The 22,888-nt window shown below is 45.6% G+C and carries 12 protein-coding genes; 2 read left to right on the top strand and 10 right to left on the bottom strand.

The window, feature by feature from the left end; translation table 11 throughout:
- Positions 1-5 precede the first annotated feature (5 nt).
- The 4 genes from C7475_RS20530 to nfi all read right to left on the bottom strand — a co-directional run bounded on the left by C7475_RS20530 (position 6) and on the right by nfi (position 3,675).
- Positions 6-1,058: a FecR family protein gene (locus tag C7475_RS20530; protein ID WP_110055260.1), complete on the bottom strand. Its 1,053-nt coding sequence runs from the start codon at positions 1,056-1,058 to the stop codon at positions 6-8.
- 45 nt (positions 1,059-1,103) lie between these two features.
- On the bottom strand, positions 1,104-1,724 hold the full coding sequence (locus tag C7475_RS20525) for an RNA polymerase sigma factor (RefSeq protein WP_110055259.1): 621 nt from the start codon (positions 1,722-1,724) through the stop codon (positions 1,104-1,106).
- Positions 1,725-1,800: 76 nt separating this feature from the next.
- The gene (locus C7475_RS20520; protein WP_110055258.1) at positions 1,801-2,877 is read right to left on the bottom strand and encodes an acyltransferase family protein; all 1,077 of its coding nucleotides are present in this window, start codon (positions 2,875-2,877) and stop codon (positions 1,801-1,803) included.
- A 111-nt stretch (positions 2,878-2,988) separates the two neighbouring features.
- Positions 2,989-3,675: a deoxyribonuclease V gene (nfi, locus tag C7475_RS20515; RefSeq protein ID WP_110055422.1), complete on the bottom strand. Its 687-nt coding sequence runs from the start codon at positions 3,673-3,675 to the stop codon at positions 2,989-2,991.
- A 123-nt stretch (positions 3,676-3,798) separates the two neighbouring features.
- Here nfi and C7475_RS20510 point away from each other — a divergent pair, with 123 nt between their 5' ends.
- Positions 3,799-4,110 carry a hypothetical protein gene (locus C7475_RS20510; protein WP_110055257.1) on the top strand — a complete coding sequence of 104 codons (312 nt, stop codon included), beginning with the start codon at positions 3,799-3,801 and terminating at the stop codon, positions 4,108-4,110.
- An 8-nt stretch (positions 4,111-4,118) separates the two neighbouring features.
- Here C7475_RS20510 and C7475_RS20505 read toward each other — a convergent pair whose 3' ends face one another.
- Positions 4,119-4,574 (bottom strand): SMI1/KNR4 family protein, encoded by a 456-nt coding sequence (locus tag C7475_RS20505; protein ID WP_110055256.1) that lies wholly within the window; start codon positions 4,572-4,574, stop codon positions 4,119-4,121.
- Between the two features lie 176 nt (positions 4,575-4,750).
- Here C7475_RS20505 and C7475_RS20500 point away from each other — a divergent pair, with 176 nt between their 5' ends.
- Complete coding sequence (locus C7475_RS20500; RefSeq protein ID WP_110055255.1) at positions 4,751-5,176, top strand: hypothetical protein; 426 nt, start codon at positions 4,751-4,753, stop codon at positions 5,174-5,176.
- Positions 5,177-5,221: 45 nt separating this feature from the next.
- On the opposite strand, the gene C7475_RS20495 is transcribed toward C7475_RS20500, so the two are convergent.
- Genes C7475_RS20495 through C7475_RS20475 form a run of 5 tightly spaced genes read right to left on the bottom strand, consistent with a single transcriptional unit; the run spans position 5,222 to position 22,880 of the window.
- Positions 5,222-8,581, bottom strand: coding sequence for a polymorphic toxin-type HINT domain-containing protein (locus C7475_RS20495; RefSeq protein WP_110055254.1), 3,360 nt, complete (start codon positions 8,579-8,581; stop codon positions 5,222-5,224).
- Between the two features lie 6 nt (positions 8,582-8,587).
- Positions 8,588-10,885 carry a fibronectin type III domain-containing protein gene (locus C7475_RS20490; protein ID WP_110055253.1) on the bottom strand — a complete coding sequence of 766 codons (2,298 nt, stop codon included), beginning with the start codon at positions 10,883-10,885 and terminating at the stop codon, positions 8,588-8,590.
- Between the two features lie 10 nt (positions 10,886-10,895).
- Positions 10,896-16,103: a hypothetical protein gene (locus C7475_RS20485; protein ID WP_110055252.1), complete on the bottom strand. Its 5,208-nt coding sequence runs from the start codon at positions 16,101-16,103 to the stop codon at positions 10,896-10,898.
- Between the two features lie 19 nt (positions 16,104-16,122).
- The gene (locus C7475_RS20480; protein WP_110055251.1) at positions 16,123-18,222 is read right to left on the bottom strand and encodes a fibronectin type III domain-containing protein; all 2,100 of its coding nucleotides are present in this window, start codon (positions 18,220-18,222) and stop codon (positions 16,123-16,125) included.
- Positions 18,222-22,880, bottom strand: a complete 4,659-nt coding sequence (locus tag C7475_RS20475) for a hypothetical protein (protein WP_110055250.1) — start codon at positions 22,878-22,880, stop codon at positions 18,222-18,224. Before C7475_RS20475 ends, C7475_RS20480 begins: the two co-directional genes overlap by 1 nt.
- Positions 22,881-22,888: the final 8 nt, after the last annotated feature.

Genomic DNA, 22,888 nt, shown 5'->3' with positions numbered 1-22,888 from the left:
TGCTGTTATTTTCCTGAAGTAATGACAAGCTCTTTCTCGGAAGGCTGTTGTATTTTGACGTTAAGCGTCGTGGTAATTACAGTCAATAGTTCTTCTACGTTGGCTACGTTGATATCTCCCTCGATCTTTAGCTTTTTAATTGATTGTTCACCGACTTTTACAGTGTAACCATAATTGTCTTGTAATGTTTCTATAATTTCGTTTAACGTGGCATCTGTAAACGTTAGCGGTACCTGTGTCCAACGTTTAATTGTTTCTGGCTTGTCTATTTTTTTAGTTAGTAATACGTGGTTATCGGCGTACTCAATATAATCGCCCGGTAACATTACCACTGCTTCAGGAGCTGCTTTCGTGCCAAATCCTACCTGGATCTTTCCTGTTACCAATCCTACTTTGGTTTTTCCGTGACGGCTTCTTACATTAAAGGATGTTCCCAATACCTCTATTGTAAGGCCATTGCTGTGCACCAGGAATCGCTGGCCGGGTCTTATGTCAGCGGTATCCCTGTTCAGGTGTTTCACATCAAAAAAGGCTTCTCCGTCTACCCACACTTCCCTGGCGGAAGTTGTATCCCACTTCTCATTGAAAGTAATGGCAGAAGAAGCATTCAGTGTTACAACCGAATGGTCCGGCAGTGTGATCGTTCTCTTTTCTCCATATCCGGTAGCGATCACTTCCTGTGAAGGTTTACCAAACTTATTATAGACAAGGTAACCACCTGCGGCAACGATCAGTACGATAACCGCAGCTCTCATCCAGGTGCTCATTCTGCGCACCAGTGCCGGACGCCGGTTATTGTTTGCTTCTATTGTAGCAGTGATCCTTTCAAGCACGTGCGCTTTATTATCCTTGTTCTCCCAGACTTCCTGAGAGCGGTAAGTACGGATCACACTGACAGCAAAATCAAAATTGGCGGCAGCGGATGGGTACTGTGAAGGGAACTCGCTCCAGAACTTTGCGGCAAGGGCGTCCTGTTCTTTTCCTGACACCCATTTAATAAAGGCATCGTCGTCCAGGAAGTCCTCTAATCTGTATGTTACGTATTTCTCATTGTTCATCACGATATCCCCGATTTACTACTATTAGACATGACATGGTGGAAATTATCCCTCCGGTATCATAATTTTTTTTGAAAAATTTCTGGAAAGGAAAAAGAGTATGGTTAAGAAGGTCAGGAAACGCTTATCTGACACCTTTTGCAGGTTATCGAGGGCTTTATATAATAACTTGTAGGTTGAGCTCATATTGATGTCCATAATGACTGCTATTTCCTCATAGGACATTCCTTCATAAAAGCGGAGAAAGATGATTTCCTGCTGGCGCGCAGGTAATGTATTGACCAGGGCAATGACCTGGTTCCTGAGTTCCTGTTCTTCCTGGCGGAAAGAAGCATCGGGTATAAAATTTACTGCAAACCCTCCCTGTCCGGAGGCATTATCCAGCTCCACAAACTTTGACAGGGATTGTATTTTGCGGAACAGTGTGGAGCGCAATGCTTTATACAGGTAGTTTTTCACAGAGGCGGGATTGCCCAGCCGTGTACGGGTCGTCCATAATCTCACAAAAAGATCATGTACTACATCCTGGATCAGGTCCGCGTCCTGCGTAAACTTGCGGCCGTAATTGTTCAACAGTTCGTAAAATTCGCCGTAGAGTGCAGTAAAAGCGTCCCAATCCCCCTGTTTAAACGCATTCCACCATAACACGTGACTCTCCGATTGCATTGGCAGTAAAGTTTAGGAAGACGATTCCTTAATAATACAAAAAAATACCGGCCTGTGGTAACATTTTCGTTCCACTTCAGATTTTTACTATGATATTCTTTTTATACATGATCCATACTGGTATGAACATCAGTAACACAAGCGTAATAGCTGCAGCAAGCGAGGCATCAAGAGTAGAAAAGATCCCCGAATACCACCTGAACATTCCACCCGACATCCCTTTAAATATCATAGGAATGGCGCCCGATAATACATAAGCTGTGATGGCGTTCCTGCCAAACGCTACAAAAGGCGGCGTTAAGCGCTGGTATTTCTGTACATCAATGAGCCAATACGACAATGCCAGTCCCATCGCTGCCAGTCCGCCGGTATAGAGTACAAAAGAGCTTGTCCAGAGTGATTTGTTGATAGGGAAAAATCCATCCCATATCAACCCTGCCAACACAGACAGGAAGCCAGCTGAAAACAGCCATGATACCTTTTCTGCGTCTGCTTTGTCTTTTCGGCGCAACCAGTCGCCCGTCATAATTCCTAACAAGCCTGTTGAAATAGCCGGTAGTGTACTGAGTATTCCCTCGGGGTCCCAGGTCCGTGCCTGCCGCCATAAATGCCGCTCTCCCATTACTGTGCGGTCCAGCCATGCAGCCAGGTTAGTGCCCGGCTCGAGGTTAGCCGGCCCATATCCCGGAACAGGGACTACCGTCATGAGCAGCCAGTATATGATCAGAAATGCAAAACAAAGCCATATACGGGCCTTAGTACCCGTTTTGAGGTAGAGTAGCGAGATCACCAGGAAAACGATCGCAATGCGCTGTAAAACCCCTAAGATCCTTAGATTATAAAAGTCAAAGGAAGGGATCAGGCGAAAGGCCCATCCGATAGCAAATAAAATAGCCGCTCTGCGGAAAATGTGAATGATGAGTTTTGTATGTCCCGCCGCATCGTCCCTGCGACTAGTCAAAGCAAAGGTGACAGACACCCCTACCATGAACAGGAAGAAAGGAAATACCAGGTCGGTGGGTGTACAGCCGTTCCATTTTGAATGTTCCAGCGGGGGATAGATGTAAGACCAGCTTCCCGGGTTATTGACCAGGATCATAGCTGCAACGGTCAAACCCCTGAAAAAGTCGAGCGACAGGAGCCTCTGTTTCATTTACATAAACGATTTGGTTCTGGTTGAATCTTTGCCTTGCTGGTAAGATAGCAGAATAATCTTTATGTTGCACTAACTGTATCGGGAAAATAGTGTTGCTGTTTATTCCTATCAGCTACCTGCTCCTGCCTTATAAGCGAGGAACGCCTCTCTTCCATAATGGTCTGCCTTGCGGGTCGTTTCCGGCAAACGATATTCTATACACATCTTCAACACCAGCTGCGTAGCGGTTTCCAGTGAGATCTTATGCCCTACAGACACAAACACCGGGCTGATACCCTTTTGTGTACGCAGTGCATTTCCAATATGCTCGCCATCTTCTTCTGCCAGCAAAGCGCTGACAGCACCACGTTCAGCAGATAGCTCTTCATACTTTCCGGATAATCTTGTTTTGCCACATCCCAACGTAGGTATGTCCAACAGCACACCCATATGGCACGCAAGACCGAAACGGCGCGGATGAGCTCTTCCTTGTCCATCACAGATGATAATATCAGGATGTTGCTGCAACTTCTTCCATGCCTCAAGTAACACGGGCATTTCTCTGAATGAAAACAAACCAGGGATATACGGGAATGTTACCTCCATACAATGCGTTGCTACCTCCACTACTTCCAGCGTGTTATAGTCGAGCAAAACAAAAGCACCTGCAATCACATCGCTGTTCTTATCGTATTCCACATCTACTCCAGCGATCAGTTTTATATCTGCAGGCAACCGGTCTGACTGTATCACCTGTCCTCTTAGCTGCTGCTGCAATGCTATAGCTTCCTCTTCTGTTAGATTTGTATTTATCATGTGCGTAGATAAATTTATAGAAAACATTCCGTTCATCCAGACGTCTGTTCATCTCTGTAACTTTTCCTTTGCATCCCCGTTATACAGTCATCTATACCCGAGTTATCAACCAGACTACATGAAATGAAACAGTTCTTTGCTTTTTGTATCCTTATACTGAGCTTATCATGCTCAAAGGAAACTAATAAATCTTTCAGGGGGATCGTGTCAGCGGCGGACAATTGCTGTTCTTCTGCAGAAGGCGGCAGACTTTACAAGGTCAACATTATTGGCACAGACAGCACCATTACAACTGTGCTACCGGCTGAGATCAGCCTGGGCGATACTATTGCATTTAATATGCATGGGACAGATGCACCGCCGGCCGTATTTTGCCTGGCCATCTGTTTGACGCCGGAATTGGTACAGTTAAAAGATGTAAGTAAAGTGCGGTAACAATACCCCTATTTCTTGATAACCCCATCAAACTTCAATACCTTATTCAACTCTTCCCTGATCAGTTGCGAAAATGAAGGTTTGAAAACGTCGGCTTTACCTGCATCGAGCACATATACCGGAGGATCGTCTTCCAGCTGTTCACAATCAAAAAAATAAGAAGAAAGTTCCTGCCATTGCCCAAAGAAGAAATGGCTGTCTTTAATTGTAAAAGTACCGTTCCCCATACTGCCCAATGCTTTAACAGCATCTTTCCTGTTTTGTGCCAGGTATGCTACTTCGCTGGAATAATTTCTAAGGATACGTCCCCTCTTTTTACCAAAAATGGAGATAAATTCTACATAGGCTAAAGGCAGCTTAACATTAAACTGCTGTTCGATCGCCTTGATCTCGGTCTCACTAACTCCCTGAGGATCACCCAGGTGCTTCGCATATTGTTGTAAAAAGTCCAGATATTTTGCCATCTGTTGATCTGATATAAAGTTTAATATTAACAATATTTTCTATAAAACATATAAGTATTTCTATGAAAGCAGGTTAAAGTTGGCAAAAAGGAATCCTATATATCACAACATGCAAGGCATACCGTTTTATTTCCACAGATTAACTATATTCCACCCATAAACCCTCAGGCATACAAATGAAATTACTGGAAGTAACAAAAGGTCTGTACTGGACAGAAAACAAACTATTCTATTTCAAGGAGGCTGCAGACGGCTATTTCCAACTGGGCGAATACCTGAACACATTTCAGTTGGCAGATATCGATGAAGAGATCAGCAACCTTGAAAAAATGCAGACTTTTATTGAAGCAAACGAACCTGAAAAAACGCGTGACTATATCATGAACGAGCTTGCAGGCTTTGACGATTATGACGGTGAGGAATTCGCTTGCATCGGAGGCGATTTCCAATTCAGGTCACGTCTGCTCTATGACAGGGACGCCAATAACACTTTTCTTTATCCTAATTACGGGGACGGGGGGAAGTTCTATATAACGCTGCCCGACGCTATTGACCTGCTGTTACAAAAGAAAGTATTGGTCCAGACGCTGCTATCGCTATAATAACCAACAGGCCGGGTATAGTACCCGGCCTGCCAGTTCATCCTATTAAAATTCAGGAAAGACTGATTTGATAACACCATTTTCTTCAAACCAACGTATCCAGACGCCACTATCGGACCTGGCGCGGAACATACGGGTGTAACCTTCCACATTTGATTTTGCAGGATTCCTGATTGCCGAAGCACACTCCTCCATGATCTTATCGATACTCCATCCTCTTGGGAAAAAGGTTTGCGGTTCTCCTCCTGTCTTCTTCGGCATCCACCTGTGACCTACTACCTGGCCTCTGTCGAGCAAAGGCTTCCGCATTTCAATATCACCCTTCATCACCCCTAATGCATTAGTTTCTACCGTCACTCCCGGAGCAAATCTTACATCTATATCATCTACCGCCTCAATCACGTGAACACCTTTCTGTTTTCTCAGATCACCTTTTAAAATATGTTCTTTTAAATCCTCATTGGCCATGAGCTGCTGAAGAATATGACAGTCATTGTGTACAACAACACCTTCATTGCCTATACAATAATTATGAGTGATCGCTGTCTCAAAGTTATACACAGTCGCCGATGTGTCCATCGGTGTTACTGCCAGCACCGTTGCCATTAAACGGCCGGCCATCTTTAACTGCTGCCCTTTCATAATACTAACCGCACTTCTCCAGCCTTCTGCTGTCAGATAAGGATGTTCCGGTGTTGACAACAGCGTGTCCCCTGCTGTAACGATCTTAATCAACCTATCCGCCTGTTTGCTGAATGCACGGGTTACTTTCTGCCATACAGTATCGCCGGTTGCCGTATTTACACCCAGTACCATATCGTTTTCCTTAATCGTCTCAATTACCTTTACACCTGCAGTTCCTTTTACAAGCGTACCAGCTACGAAACAGGAACCTCCTTTACAGACAATTGTATTGTCAGCCTTTCTTATCACCATCAGATCATCTGTCATTTCTGCGCCCCCTTCTACCTTCCGGTAATGCGCATTTTCAACGATCTCCTCGATCTTATCTCCTTTATTGACCAGATTACCTGTTCGGTCAACAACCAGGCTTCCATCAGCAGCAGTATGAGCCACCTGGTTTCCTTTCTGGTCCAAAAACTTCAAAATGCCTTTTTCTTCTTTCTGTACAAGCCCGGTAAGTTCCTTGAATTTCGAAATGGTAGTACTGAAGGCCCTTTTGACACCTACCTTCAACGGATTGTACCAGCCCTTCCCAAATCCTGCGGCCTCACCAGATAATTCCAGTTCATCACGCATATGTTTAACGGCTTCTATCTGAGGTACATTCTTTCCGGAATACAATGCCAGATCGGCCTCCGCATCATAGGCGCTTTTCAGGAACTCTTCTGTTTTCATCCTCGATATCTTGGCCAATCTTCCATTCCTTAGAGATAATCCCACATTCGTTAACTGCAGCAACATACAAACGTCATAACACTTTGTGATTGCTTTGGCAATTTTACTATCCGGCGGAAAAGCTTCCAGGTTCTTCGCAAGGTTGCCTATAGCGACGATCTTCCCTCCATATTCCAACGTCTTGTATATATAGTTTGCCGTTTTACCCAGGAAGGCTAATTCACCCACGGGAGTGATCACCGTGATCAGATCAAATCCTATCTCTACACCTTTACTGATATCCTTGCTGATCTTCTTTTCCTCGGCATATTGCAGTACAATGGCCGGCACCATCTGGATTTGCAGCCCCCCGGTATTAGAGACCTCAGAAAAAAGGCTCAGATCTGACCTGTTTACAAAAGATACCAGCTGCAACGGCTTCAGGTCAAAAGGCGCTTCTTTCTCCCAAACAGGCATAGAAGAAGTATATTGCCCTAATCCACTTAAAAACGAAGCAGAATCATTTACCATCCTTTCAAACTCTTCGAGTAAGGGAGATTCTATCACGGTCCTTGCCTGCGCGTCTCCGAGTATGCTCGTCACCAAAGGACTGCTCAGAACCATTTCCGATATAAAGTTCCCTTTCCTGTACTTATATTCTACCAGCTGCTCTTTTGTTAATGTAATACCACCGTCTTTTATGTTATGTTCAACATCGTATTTATTAATGCCGGCCGGAGGGTCTGTCATCAGCGACAACAGATAACTGCGGTCCCACACTATTTTTCGCTTATCTGCATCCGCGTCCAGATAATAGTCTTCCACATCCTTTTCAAAATGAGAGGACCCGTTCACCAGCTTTATAAAGCTTTCCATCAACCGCTTAGCTACATCATCTTCACAATAACCTAGAAAACTTCCTGATATATTGTTGGTGATCTGCGACAACAGGCACCAGCCCACCTTCATATTAGGCGATTCAGCCGGCTCTCCTTCAAGTGTAGTGAACGATATGGATGCGGGCGCCAGTTCATTCAGTAGAGACATAGCATCCAGTATAGCGTCAATATCTTCAGCAGGTGTTTTTTCCAGCAGACCGGCCACCAGTTCTCCCCTGTAGCTGCTCAACGGTTCCCCGGCCAGCATCTTTACGGCATATAAACGCTGTTCCCTTGTAAATACACCATATGCATTATCCGTAACCTTGCTTAGCAAAGCTTCCATCTCTTCCGCCGTCTTCATCTTCAGGATATTGTCTTTCACCGCAGGATAGTTCAGGTAATCTTTATTATTGCCTGCAACTGCTTCAATAAATTCTTCCATATACTGAGGCGCATTATGGAAAGCCAGTTTAGACAGATAACTTTTGAGAATATCCTTGTAATTAGTAGAGATATCAGAATCGATGTTGTTATGCGGATAGTAGAGATAGAACTGGGTAGTTTTATTCTCTTTAATAAAGACCTTAAATTTCATGAATCCACAGAACAAGGTCATATTATCACTACCCGAAAGCATAGGTCCAGTAATACCCTTTATGATGCTCCTCGCTTCTGCCAGCGCCTGATTTGCAATAGCAGCACTCCTCGTCCCGGCATTTTCCTTGCTGAGCAGTTTTTCCAGTGTAGCATCTTTTCCCAGTGAATGCTCAAAGCTCATCGGCACAAAGTCAACAAGTAACACATAGGTCTTAATCTTTGTGTCCGGCGCATTATTTAAATCCCGCAACAGTTGATCGAGGTCGACTAAAGTTTTGTCATCCCGGAGAATAAAACTGCTAACAAGGTTAGGATCTTCCTTGTCATAGATAATGCGACGCTGCCGTATAAATTCCTTATCCAGCACTACTACTTCCGGTACTCCATCCCTGGTTGTCATATTGAGGATATAACCATTCTCTTCAGAACGTCCCAGGGAATCATTCTTCTTATTCTGTTCAGACAATCTTTTGAATCCCTCCCTCCCTTTTTCGATCATCTCATCGATCAGGCTGTCTTTCCGCTCAGCAGCAAATAGAGCTCCTGTAAACAGCATCAGAACGATCGTTATGTATAGGCTTCTTAACATACACCGTTATTTGCTTAATAATTCAATTATTAAATTTTCTACTTTTTCTGACAGCTCATCCACGATCTGCGCTTCAGTCTTATTGTTCTTCTTCTCGTCATTAATGAAATCTACCAGGTGCGCACCATTTATCCGGAATATCTGTACCAGCAGGTTGTAGTATTCCTTGTTGGTAATATCCCTGTCGAAAATATCAATCGCTGTCAGTTTATTCTGCTCCTGTTCGGCTTTCTTATAAGCTTCGCTCAGGCGGGAGAAGTCAGAATCGTCCGCTCCTGATACACTTGTACTGTCTATGAATATAATAGCCGCATCTGGAGAGATGGCTCCATCCGCAGGCACTTCTGCTCCATTGAGGAGGGCCTTTTTAGTAGCCGTAATCAGCTCTTTCAATTCTTTCCTGGTTTGGGCAAGCGTACTTTCAGTAGCTGTTCTCTTTTCCTGATCATATTTCTTCTTCAGATTCCTTATCGCCTTTACCATCAGGTCTGTTACCACGTCTACCACTTTAGCTTTCTCCTTTTCTATTGCATCTACTTCTTTTTTAGCTTCTTCAAATGTCTCCTTCGCCTTATCCATCTTATCCTTTGCAGCAGCTTTTTCTTCAGGCGTTGTAGCATTCTCATATTCTTTCTTCGCTTCGTCGTATTCCTTTTTGGAATTCTCCAGTTTATCTGCTGCTTTTATGGCCTTGTCTTTTAATTCCTGTGGCAATTCGTCTTCGGCTATTTTCCTGATCTCGTCTGCCATTTCTTTCACCAGGATATAATCTGCGTCAATAGAGAGATGCGCCAGGTCTATTACCACGCTGCCCAGATCCTTTACCGCCTGTATCACATCACCCGCTTTCACCACCTGTGTTTCCAGGCTGTCAAAAGTGGTCAGGATCAAACCTGTCAGCAATTGACGATTGGTATTGACGGTGATATTATTAAACTTCACCTTTATCTTCGCATCACTCAGGAATGGTATCATTACATAACCCGTTCCCTGGAATGTGCCTGCACCTGATACCGTCATGAGACGTACCGGGAAATCGCCCGCCATGATCTGATCGCCGTTTTTCAGTTCTTTTATAGCCGTCTGATTAGCCAGCTTGATATCAGGCAGGAGACCACAATTCTTATTAACAGAAGAATCTTTTGCCGGCATCTTAAAGCCATGCAGATCTCCCATTGTTTTTGTTTCAGCTACGCAATAACCTCCTACACGATATTCATAACTTCTTCCTGGTATTGCATCATAGATGGCAACATGATCTTCGGATGTTTTCACATTGAACCATTCCGCATCATCCTTGCTTTCGCGATATTCTACTATGTATTCAGACATTTTCGGCTGTGGCAACCAGCTGACGGTAACTACATTCTTTTCAACTGTAGCCAGTACCTGTTGTGGCGGCTGACAGTCCTCCTGTAATATGAATGTGTATATCTCACTATACCCATTGTTTAGAAATACATCATACTCATCGATACCCATCTTTGCTTTTGCCTTTACACGCCAGGCGTATCGTTTACCAGGAATAAGCTGTGGCTGCGCAGGCCCATATAACAATGTTGTGGCAGGTGTGATCGTCTGGTACAATGGCGCCGTATTCAGAAATGCCGCTTCCGGTGGAATAGTGGTGTCCCACAATTCGGATAAGGTGAATTCATACTCTGTCTGGAATGCCGCATTTGCGCTGCTCATATGCCGTGGGGTCCAGTTGAAGGTAAGGTTCAGCGGCTCTCTGTAAGCAATCCCTCCCCCTTTGAGAGGAAGGTTCAGTAATGGCGGCTGACTGGTACTGATCCATACCGGTGACGAACAACCCAGTGCGCTGGCGCTGATCACCTGACCACTATTCACCTCCACCACCTCTATGCAAAACGTATAGTACCCATCTGGTAAACGGCTATTCTCCAGCAACTGAGACGGAGAGATCCCCGTAGCGTCAAGATTGCTTATCTGAAAATAAGGAGCCAGATCATCCAGCGTTAGTCTTAGAGGAACACCTGCATCCAGCTGGATACCGGGATAATAGCCATAATCCTTATTGCGCAACATCGCATTCCCACCTTTTATAGTCAGCCGCAACCTTACAGACAAGGAAGGCTTTTGCAGATCTATGTTCAATAGGGTGATGATCATCCTGGGCTGTGTACCACTATACAGATTGGCAAGCTGTGGCGATACCGGTTGCAATAACTGCACCTGTACTTTCACTGCATACTGCTGCGCTGCCGATCTGAAATGACCGGCGCACAGCAGCATACCTGCCAGCAATACTATACGGAACGTGTTATATATGCTTAGTTTCATTTTCTGACTGCTACTTGTTTAGTACAATTTTCCTGACTGCATTGCCCATTGGTGTTTCCAGCAACAACAGGTATGTACCCGCTGTTACATTCAACTGGTAATTGATATTGAACTGTGTTGCGGCATTTTCTTTTCTATCGCTGACCAGCTGATTGGAAATGATATTGATCATGCGTAACCTGATCTCCGATTGTTTATCCAGCTTCACCTGAACAGAAAACTGTCCGTCGGTCGGATTAGGCATTACATTGAAGTCGAGAATGAACGGCATCTGTGCTCCTCCCGGTATAGGGAAGTCCTGCCCGTTAAGGATCGTGAAGCGCTTGGTAAACACCTTTTCACAATTACCGATATATGCACGGAGCGAAATGGTATAGATACCGGTATCGGCAAACTGTAACTCTACCAGCATATCTGTTTTACTCACCACACTAACACCGTTGCCTTCTGGCAATACCCATTCTACGCGTTCAGGTCTTGGGTTACTTATGTTTACGAACGAAACCGTCTGTTTACTGAAGGCCTGTGTCGGAGCAACGAAATCCGCAGCAATATCAGCCTGATATTGTTTGATCGCAATGGTATCCGCTCCTTTACAACCCTTACTATCTGTTACCTGAACATAATAACGACCGGTCTGACTAAGCGTAACAGCAGGTTTATCTGCACTGAAACCATTGTCGCCACCCCATTTGTATTTCGCCTGCGCGTCAGGGATAGCCGCATTTACTGTCCATGTCTGCGCGTTACAAAGGGTTTTATCAGCACCAATATTAATAACAAGCGGTGCAGGATTATTTATTGTAAAGGACTGTATGCGTTTGCAATTATTGGCGTCTGTAATGGTCAGCGTATATGTACCGGCGCAAAGTCCTTTCAGATCTTTTTCCTTGCTGCCATTGCTCCATGCATAAGTGTAAGGTGCGATGCCTCCGCTTACCCCTACTGTGATAGCGCCATCACAATAGTTATTACAGGTCGGCGCTTTCACAACCGGCGCTGTCTTAATACCTTCGGGGATATAAACATCTGCCTGTTTCAATGCTACACAACCATGCGCATCTGTTACATACACCATGTAGGTACCTTCCGTCAGATCATTAATGGTAGGTGTGGTTGCACCATTCGTCCATTCATAATGATAAGGTTGCGTACCACCGCTTACATTGGCTACGATACTACCATCCATACCTGAAGCACAGGTTACGGCTTCCGTAGTAAAGCCTATTTCCAGTTTGGCTGGTTGCTGTAACGTAAATACCGGAGATGTACGGGTGATGTTATTGAAGTCGGTCACCCGAACCAGGTAATTACCTGCCGGCATACCTGTAATGATACTATCTGTTTGCGGGATCAGCGTTTCCACACCATTCAGCACACTGTACCACTGATACTTATAAGGCAGACCTGTAGTAAAAGGAATGCCTCCCTGTGCATGAGCGGCCACCTTACCATCTGCGAGGTTGATACAGGAAATATAGCGATACTCCCTTAATGCTGCTTCCAGTAACGGTGGTTCATGTAATGTATAGGTAGCTGCAACATAACACCCCGCAGTACTGCCATCCGCAGAAATAATATATTGTGCATCTTTTACTTTCAGCGTGTAACTACCATCTCCTGCATTCTGTAATAAAGTAACTACACCGTTTGCCACCTTTGTTTGTGTAAACGTAGTTAGCTGCCTGCCTGTGGCATCTGTCCATTCAATATTATAAAGACCTGCCGCATCAGGCGTACCACCGGTCAATGTTACCTGGATAGTACCATCAGCATAACCGAATGCTTTAGGATCAATCTGTATCACATCTGCTACTGCCAGCGGCATTGCAGGTTCAATGACGGTCGTATCTTTCTGTACGATACAGGCATGTCCGTCTGTGAGCAGAAGTCCATAGTTCGCTGCTGCTACATTGATAATATCCTGTGTATTGGCACCGTTAGTCCACGACCAGGTGTAAGGCAATGTACCTCCTGTCACGGTCGATTTCACAAAACCATCTGTTCCGCTATTACAGCTTACCGCACGTGCGGCCAGTTTCACTTCAAGTAATTCCGGTTCTGTCAGTGAGAAAGTATCTGATTCTTTGCTTACAGTATTTATGTCTGTTACGATCACTTTATACTTGCCTGCAGAAAGACCGGATGCAATAGCGGTTGTTTGTGACAATAATGTTGCTGTTCCATTCTCCAGGCGGTACCATGCGTAGAGATAAGATTGTGGTCCTGCATATGGCATACCACCAGTCGTCACTACGCTCAGTGCACCGTCTGTATCTCCTTTACAGGATACATAATGAGATTCTGATACCGTTGTGATGATCGGGTCCGGCTGGGTTACATGGAATGGCTGTTCAATATAACATGCCTGAAAATCGGACGGCAAACCGGCGCCTGAGTAATTGGCATCAGTCACCGTCAGTACATAATCGCCAGCACCGATATTATTAAGGATTGTTTCATAACCGCCTGGCTGTACGGTGGACGTGTAGTTGCTTAACACAGTACCATCCGCTCTTTTCCAGGTAATATTGTAGGATGCATCCGCTTTCGGCGTACCTCCTTTCAGTAATACACTGATATTACCATCTGTATACCCATAACCGCGTGGGAAGGTAATCGGCGCATTAACAATATGTAATGCCTCCGCAGGCTGTCCGATGAATGACAGATCGGACACTTTACAACCATGATAGTCTGTAACATCCAGTGTATAACTGCCCATAGCAAGATTCGCAGCTGTTACTGCCATTGCACCACTGGTCCACGCGTAACTGAATGGTGAAGTACCCCCTGTTACGATCGCTGTAGAAGTACCATTGCTACCACCAAAACAGGATACAGGCGTTTCATTAAACTGTATCTTCAGGTCTCCGGGTTCTATAAAATCTTTAGGATCTGAATATTTCTGAATGTTATTGGCATCTGTCACCAGTACCCTGTATCGTCCTGTATTCAGCCCTGTAGCCTCCATACTGGTCACATTCAGGTCCTGCCAGCTACCGCCTGCTTCCTTATACCAACGGAAAGTATAATAAGGCGCCAGTGCCATTTTCACACCTCCCGCAGGTACTGCACGCAAACTACCATCACTCTCTCCGTAACAGGAAATACTGTCAGCTACTTCAATACCCGCTTCCAGTACCGGTGGTTCTGTCAGTGTCACCTGTGTTGTATAAATACAACCTCCATTTCCTGCGGGTGCAGCAGCATCGTAGTTTTTATCCTTTACTGTTAGTGTATAGACACCATCCCCCAGGTTACTAAGGGTGGTCGTATAAATATTATTTCCTACTGTATTTACAGGTGCAAAAGATTGCCCGCCTTTTGTCCAGGTAACATTATATGAGCCATCCGGGAAAGGCGACCCACCTTTAAGACGTACCGTAATGCTGCCATCTGTACTGCCATTTGCCAATGGATCAACAGCAGTCACATTATCTCTTTCCAACGGAGCATCCGGCTGTGTTACTGTTACCGCCACTTCCGTTGCACCTGCTGCATTTTTCGCAGGACAATTGTTTTTATCGGTGATGGACACCACATAATCTCCATTCCGCAGATTACTGAAGACGTTAGGATTAGCCGTGAAATCTGCAACACTGAAATCGGGTGCGCCGGCATTCTTATACAATAAGCGATATCCCGGCGTACCACCTGTAGCCGTCAATGTGATTGAACCATCACTTCCGTCAAAACATTTTACTGCTCCTGGTACTGGTGTTGAAAACACCAGTGGATCTGGATCATCGATCGTAACGGTCGCTTTATGCGTAGCATCTCCTGAATAGATAGCATCTCCTTTATATCCGCCGATCAGTGTTATATTGTAAGTACCTCCCGGCAAGGGTCTGTCTTCCGGTGTTGTAAATGTACTATCTGCACCTATCGTAACAGGGTATGTCTTAACTGTACCTCCCGGTCCGGCATTAGGATCGACCACCTGCAATTCCAGTGTTTCATTAGGATACAGCCGTCTGCTGAACTTTAACGTGACTCTTCCATCCTGCTTTCCGGGACAGGTAGCATCTATACCTTTAGCATTAAGTATGTCCGGAGCAGACAACCTGATAGTAAGATTATACGGCGCGGAATACCGGTCATGCGCACACATATCGTACCCTTTGATGGAAATGGTCCGGCCTACATAATCAAGCACATTATTCCCTAAAAGGTCCCTGGCCGAAAAATAGATCGGATTCTTCCGTATCAGCAACAAGGGAATCCCATCCGGGAACCAGGTTTTAGTCGCCCAGTTATCAAAGCTATACATCCAGCTCATCACATCTGGCAGTATAGTCGGATTTACCGTCGCCATATAGATCTTTGAATCTACCGGCAGAATAGTATTATTTACTTCGGGCCCGGATTTCAGGTACATAAAGACCTGCCTGCGCGAAACGTTGACAGTCGCATCTCCGGCAGACAGACTTCCGTAAGGCTGCGCCACATCAAAATTGAAATCCTGCCCGCCATTACTAACGGTGATCTTCTTCGTTGCCGTTTGCCAGCCCTGATTTGACTCATTCTTCCATTTGTACGTGATGTCGATATCCTTTATCACTCTGCCGGGATAAACCATTATACTACGCGAGGTCCGTTCGTCTATGTAGGCGCCAGTATAGCTCTTATACTGAAGACTCATATACTCACTTAACCCTTCGGTATAATTGACAGTGGCTGTTGAGTTGAATTCATAGGCATATCTATTCAGTTTGTGGTTCGTATTCAACGTCAACGTATACATGTTTGTCGTTGGCCGGAACTCCACTGAAAACTCTGAGTCGTTACGATACCCCGGAAAGACATCATTGTTCGTGTTCTTATGTACCAGGCGGTTACATACCACCGTCCAGTCTATATTGGCGGTGTAAAAATTTCCCTGCCCCGCTACACTACAATTCTGGTTCTTTTTGACAGAAGTAACACGGAAACGTCTAACCCTGTTGGCAGTTGTGAATGTATATGATCCATAGTACAGTCCAAATCCACTTCCTCCGGCTCCCGGATACACATCATTTGTTGCATTGTATGCTACCAGTTCTTCCGTTCCATTTTCCATTTCAGCAATAACAGTAACATAGCTATCACACCCTGTCCTTCCATCCTGGCCATACAGGCGTACGCTCCAGAAGATATCATAGGGAACAACATCATTTTGGGCCCAACAAAACTCTGCAATCAATAAAAACAGCCAAAAGAGCAAAAATCTTTTCATAGCGATTGCGTTTATATCTTTAATATTTAACTTCTAATTCCTGGTACTGCCCCATCGCGCCATTGTCCTTTACCACACGGATACCATATTTATAAATAGTATTGATCCTGATCTCCCGGTCTGTAATACTTCTTGTGGAAGCATCCACAACTTTCCAGAGTGTTAACGGTTGATCCTTCTCTCCTTTATACAACTGGTATTCCGCAGCCTTGTCTGCTATGGCATTCCAGGATACTTCTATATACCGTTCCTGTCTGTTGGCCAATGCATTGAATCTTTTCACACGGATAGATTCCGGACTTACCGGTACTGTCACCGTTACCGGTTGAACGGGAACAGATTCAAGACCACTGCTGTCTTTTGCCGTAATAATATATGAGTAGGTGATACCTCCGGTAACAGCGGCATCAGAATAACCGTATATACCAGGGGCTGTGCTACGGCTGATAAGATCCCATTTGGTTGTTTTATCCAGTCCGGTTTTCCTGTACAGCAGATGTTCCGCCACATCTTCGTCACTGCTGCGTGCCCATGACAGATACACGGTATCGTTCTTCACACTATACCCTGAGAAGACCGGAGATGCAGGCGGCACTACATCCGGTTTCTTCGCCTCCAGTACTTCCGAGAAAGGAGATTCGTTATAACGTTGGTCCACCGCTTTCACTGCGTAATACACTTTCCTGTTCAGTGACTTTACCACTACACTATCCCTGAATACATTATTACGGTATACTGAATCAGTAATCGCAGACATTTCTTCTCCCGGATTGTTACCGCGGAAGATGGCGTATCCCAGCATGTCTTTTTCTTTATTCTTTTCCCATTTCAGTATCACCACCCCATTACTGTCTATTACTGCTGTAAGACCTACAGGTGCTGCAGGCGGCACGGAATCTACCGGTTGTATCAGTACGGGAAAGGAAGTAGTGGTATTACCTCCGTCTTTCGCTACAGCTGTCAGCGTGAAATAATTCGTAGCATTGAGATTACCGTATTCCAGGGAACGTTTGTCGGGCGCGATATTATCCACCACTACCTTAAACGGCCCGCTCACAGTTGGCGCCTGATTAAGACGGAAGCCCCTGATCAGTTTATTACCTGCTTCTTCAAACTCCCAGTTGATCGTCACGATACCTTTTTCATCCACATTATTACTGCGGATGTTCGGCACATATCTCAGCAAACTTTTACCTTTACCTGATGCTGGTTCTGAAGCAGGTCCCAGCTCGCCGAAGGGCGAGATACCCCTTACACGGTAATAACAGATCTGCTCATTATCGGGTAAGGAATCCATATAGTACATACGCGGAGAAGGCTTATTGTCCTTCTCATTGATATTGGCCACCGGAAGGTCCGTAGCACGTTTATAGGTCACACCATTGTCCAGCGACTTCTCAATGATCCACGAAGTATAGTAAGACTTGTAAGCATTATATTCCCAACTCAACATCACGCTTTTATCGCCGAATATGGCGCCCACATCACCTGGCTTGGGTAATTCTTCATAATTACTCATACCGATATACACGTTGCCGGTATCTATTTTCAGTTTGCTTACAGGCGCCAGCGAATAAATACGGTAGAGGTATCTTTCCGTAGGCCGGGTTGTATTGTCTTCCCAGCCCCAGCCAGCCATTTTAGCTGCGGCGAAGCTATTGTCCGCGGCATACAATGAGAAGGCAAAACGCTGTTCCTGTTCAGCAGACTGCGCGATGATAGAAGCCACGCCCTTATTGCCTGTATTACCGGACACCTCGAAGGTCTTTCCATAAAGCGCCTGTGCAATAATAGCCGCGTACTGATCCTTCTGCGATATGCTTTCCCAGGCATCCAGCGGCAAAGGTTTCAGCGGTGTATTGTTCAACACTTTTCTTTCGGGCGCTTTCAATACCTGTCCATCTCTGGCAACGGTATATCTTACCAGCTCAAATCCATATTGATTGGTCGTTTTCCAGGCAGCAGGATTATCCGCAGCCCAGCGTAGCAGCACACCTGACTTACGTACAGTAGCTTTCATATACAATTTGTTCGCTGCTTTACGTTGCGCACTTGCGGGTGTCTGGTATAATACCCCGGTCATCAATAGCAACGACAATAATATTTTCAGTTTCTTCATTACCGGATTTTCAAAGAATTATAATAGTCAAACATTGCATTGCTGGTCTTCGTACCATCTGGCAATACATATTGGTATTTCACTTTATAGTTTCCGTACCGCATAAAAGGGAAGGAGCTATTGAGGAGCACATTGGCGGAACCGGCATCTCCGGTATTTATATACCGCTGTACTGCCCTTGTCTGCATGTCGATGAAGTCAGCTTTATAAATGAACGGCAGATCATACAGGTAAGGGATCCTCGTTTTGTACCAGGAGGTAACACCACCCGCTGCTGCTTCTGCCAGATAACTCGGCATGATGAGCAGTGCTTTATCGGGCACTACGCCCAGCACATTCACATCCCTGTTGGCAATTGTGATCTCACCATCTTCCTGATAATGCTGATATAATAGCGGGTTGATATCGGCACCAAAGTAGGCGTCTTCCATAGTGGCAGTAGCTGTGATCAGCGGACTAAAACCAGTACCGTCGTTACCGGTCATTTCCGCAACCTCGAAACCTTCATAATTACCAACGTCTGCCAGGAGCCTGATCACATCAGAAGTGACACGTTCATACAATCCGTCTTTCAGCTTCAGTTTACCCATCTTCTCCGCGAATGTTTTATGTACGCTGGAGTGGAAACTGTAGTTAAGCAGCGACTTGGTAACGTCTCCTCTTGTAACCACCTGCGCTTTGTTGTTTGCCACTTCATAACTGCCGTCTTCGCTTTCTTCCTTCTCCGGCAGCTTGTAAACAGCTACAGTATCTGTAGCCGATGCATTTGGCGGAATGGCTATGATATCGAACCGGTAAGCTGTACCCAGCGCCAGCGCTGCCTGGTTGTAACGGATCACTTGGTTAATCGAATCATAAGACATATCAGCCTTCAATGTATTGCCACCTGCAGCGGCTATTCTTACCTCATATTTCCAACGTGGATCAAACAGGTACGACTGTCCTCTTCTAAGAGAAATGAAGCCCTGCGGATATTCATCCTTATAGAAGTTCTTCTGGTTCATCACCGGATAGGTGTATGCCAGATTGCTGACTGGTATATAATCAGGCGCTGTACCTGTTGTAAACGTGACTGTTTTTTCCTCGATGCATTCCTTGCCATCTGCGTAGTAAGTCTGCCAGGTGCCATTCTTTACTTCTTCGAACGTGATCTTTACATATGCTTTCAACGGTCTGCTGGAAGGCAGGATCTCTTTTGAATAGAAAGAAACATTATCCCCGTTGTCATTCCATTTTAACACACCCGGTATTGCCACACCGTTATCAGTAATGGTGAACGCTGATAAACGGGAGCGGTAAGAATGCTTACCATAATCATCTTCCACCTCAAACACTTTACCTACGCTCATATTAAAGGCTGCCTGCGGAGCAGTGAATACATCCACGCCATCGCTTTTATCAGCCGGAGTAACGTCAGAGATCATCTGTACGTCGATAGGGCTGCCGGAGCCATTGACGATCTGGCACTCTTCACCAATGGTCACTTTCAGACGCATATTTCCTTTAACCAATCCGCCGAGTACACTGAACTTCACAGCCATATAACCACGCATCCAGGTTGGATTGGGCAATTTCGCCTGCATCAGTACAGCTGCGGCGCCAGAGATGATAGGGAAGCGTCCTTTGATAAAGCGGAGATTTACTTTTACCCCTACCTCACCCTGCAGGTATACATATGACTGGCCATTTGCGTACCAGCCGTCCATACCAATAGGTTCGGTACTACCCACACAATGCGCCTCACCATAGTCTTTCAACATGATATCGAAACCAACACCACATTTAAAGTTTGCATAAAGAATAAGGAAGGTGATATCGCCGGTTTCCACTGTGAGACTAGCGCCGAACGCAAAGCCTTTACCTCCGCCGGTTGCGTTGAGGTCACGCATATAATCCAGCTCACTCATTTCCACACCCAGGATGTCAGCCACTTCCTGTGGAGGAGGCGGAGATCCCGGAATATTATCTCCTGCCATCAAATATCCGCCCGACTGTATTTTGATACTACCCAGACTAAACTTCAGTCCCAGCCTGTTTTCCGGCGTACCCATATAGAAGTACCATTCCCCAGGTGCAATGTGTATTACAGCCCATCCGGCCCGGTTACCACTGGATACGCCTGTTAGCATACCGCCTGCTATGTTGACATAAACATCGAAATTCGCGTGGAAGGTGGAAGATGTAAAGTCATATTGAATACCTACGTAAGCAGACAAGCCGGTTTCTCCTACCCGGTAATCGTCACCCGCCATTGCCTGTCCGGCGGCTGAAGGATTGGATACTTTAAGTGCAGCCAGTTTTTCTCCGACGCCTCCCAGGCTCTTGATCGCTTTGGCTTCTTTTTCTGCGAGCTGCTGGAATTTCTTGCCCAGCCGCTCCGTTACATTGCTTACACCAGGTATTATTTTCAGTATCGTAGCATATCCGTAGAAGCCCATAAAGTTGATACCTCCGCTATTATTGAAGGCCACCTCAAAGGTCACCTCTCCATTCGCCACCTTCGCGCCAACAGTGAACAGTACAGTAGCTTTAAGCCCTAACCCGGTATTTTCATCCGGAACGTAGTTCACACCTGTAAGGGAAGCCTGCATATTGACCCCGTCTTTCTTCATGTGGTAATACGCGCCGCCGCCAAATCCATTGATAGCAATAGGCGGTATGACCATGATGCCCAGTCCGAGATCGGCTTTCGCCTCTACGTACCAGTAACGGAAGTCCTTACTGCCGAACAATGCCTTTGCATCTATTTTTACTTTCCCATTCAGTACTTTCATCTTGAGGGTACCGCCGATGGCATCACCATAAACAGGATCATCCCGCATGATCACCAGTGTACCGTCTATGGTCATAGCGCTGCCCAGTTCTGCATGTATGGAGATCATGTCCAGCTGCAGCTTTTCGAATTTCCATGACTGGTAATCTCCTTTTTCTTCAAAGGCGCCAACCACAGATACTCTCGTTTCCCCACCGAACTTGCCCGACATAAGGTTCACCTTCACGCCGAAGAACAGGGATGCATTTTTCTCATTTGCAGATAATCCTATCTCGGTAATGGTCACCGGGAAGTTGCTGAACTTCGCTTCATCATTGTAACCGAAATAAGTAGCTGTGAGATATGGTGCTTTTGTTTGCAGGTGCAGGTTCGTAAACTTGATACCCTGGAAGCTGACGATCTTCTTCTTTGTACTGTCAGTATCTCCTGCGGTACCCGAGGTCGTGATCCCTATCTTACCATTCAGATTGGCTTCCGGTTCAAAATGCCCGTCAGCCAGTTTCAGCTGCACCCATGAATTGGAATCCAGATCAGCTTTTGCACCCCATACATCAAAAGACAGCTTCTTCAGTGTACCCATTTTCAGCAGGTATTCGTTATCCGCAGTAATGAGCGCAGAGTAGAAAAAGGGTGTAGAAGAAACTGGTAGCTGGATGGTACCATCAAAACCTGCTCCTGTGAGATGGTTAGCCTCCAGGTCTAAATTGAATTTATCTACCGAAAATTTCCATCCTGAGGCAGAACCTGATGGTAGTATATTCTGGCCGAAGATAGTGCCTGAAATACCGTTATTATCGATCACAAGGTTCCTTGCCCCGAAGGCCACCCGCTCCTTGATATTTTTGCCCTTGCTGAACTGCCGGGGAAGCAGTACTTCCAAGTCCTGTATATAAACGCCTCTCCACAATTCCGGCCGGCCAGCCGGCATGTACCGTTCTGCATATCCTTTCGGATAAACGATGTCCATACTGTTCCTGACATCACTACCATCATACACGGCCTTTCCCACATGGAAGCCGAAGTCTTTCAGTGAAGTGATCTCAAATGCAGGTAATGATACGCTCACAAGAATGTCATTCCAGTCCCTTACCGTAGTCTGGAAAGACGCCTGTACCACTTTAGAACTGTCTTTTACTCTTTCATCGTTTTTATCCAGTGGTGTAAGCAGCGAACGGGGGAACATGATATCCGCAGAAATACTCAGCTCTTTAAAACCGGAACAGTCCATGGTAACATAAGTCTGGTCCAGCCCCTGCCCTGTCTGCATATCCATGCCGCCCTTGAGGATAATGGCCGCACTTCCGCCATTGATATTGATAGGAATATTTCCCAGCAGCACCAGTTTGGCATCGCCAATGATACCGCCGGTATAAGAAAGTTTCAGTCCTTTGATACCAAAGAAGATCTTCTTCGGGTTCTGGGGAATTTCCAGTTTGGCATACACGGTCAGCTCCGCATAACCGGAATGGAAGATCACGCTGCTGATAGCTATTTTCACATTGGTATTGCCGATCTGCTGTGACAGCCCTATGGGCAATTCATTCAGATCGTCGGGTCCCAGTTCGCTGGTATAATGATTTGATTTATTCAGCTTTTCAAACTCCTCCTGCGCTTTCAGCTGATAGGCATTCACGCTGCTGTCTGCCGTATACAAGCTATTAAGATACGCTGTTGTGAACAGTGACTCTGTAGTGGCGGGTAATGCAGTGCCAGCCAGCAACTGATCCATCTGAGGAAAACTGCGCTGTTCAGTCATCATAATATTGTTCACCGGAAATTCTTTACCCGGACCATGCAGCCCGGAAGAATCAAGGTCTCCGGCCCATGCCTTCGTGCAGCACCAAAGCAGCATAAACAGTAAAGAGAACGGATAGTACTTATTCATAGGTAGGG

Source organism: Chitinophaga sp. S165, from assembly GCF_003182155.1.
Taxonomy (GTDB): domain Bacteria; phylum Bacteroidota; class Bacteroidia; order Chitinophagales; family Chitinophagaceae; genus Chitinophaga.
Note: the sequence above shows the minus strand (reverse complement) of the source record. Positions and strands in the feature narration are given on the sequence as shown.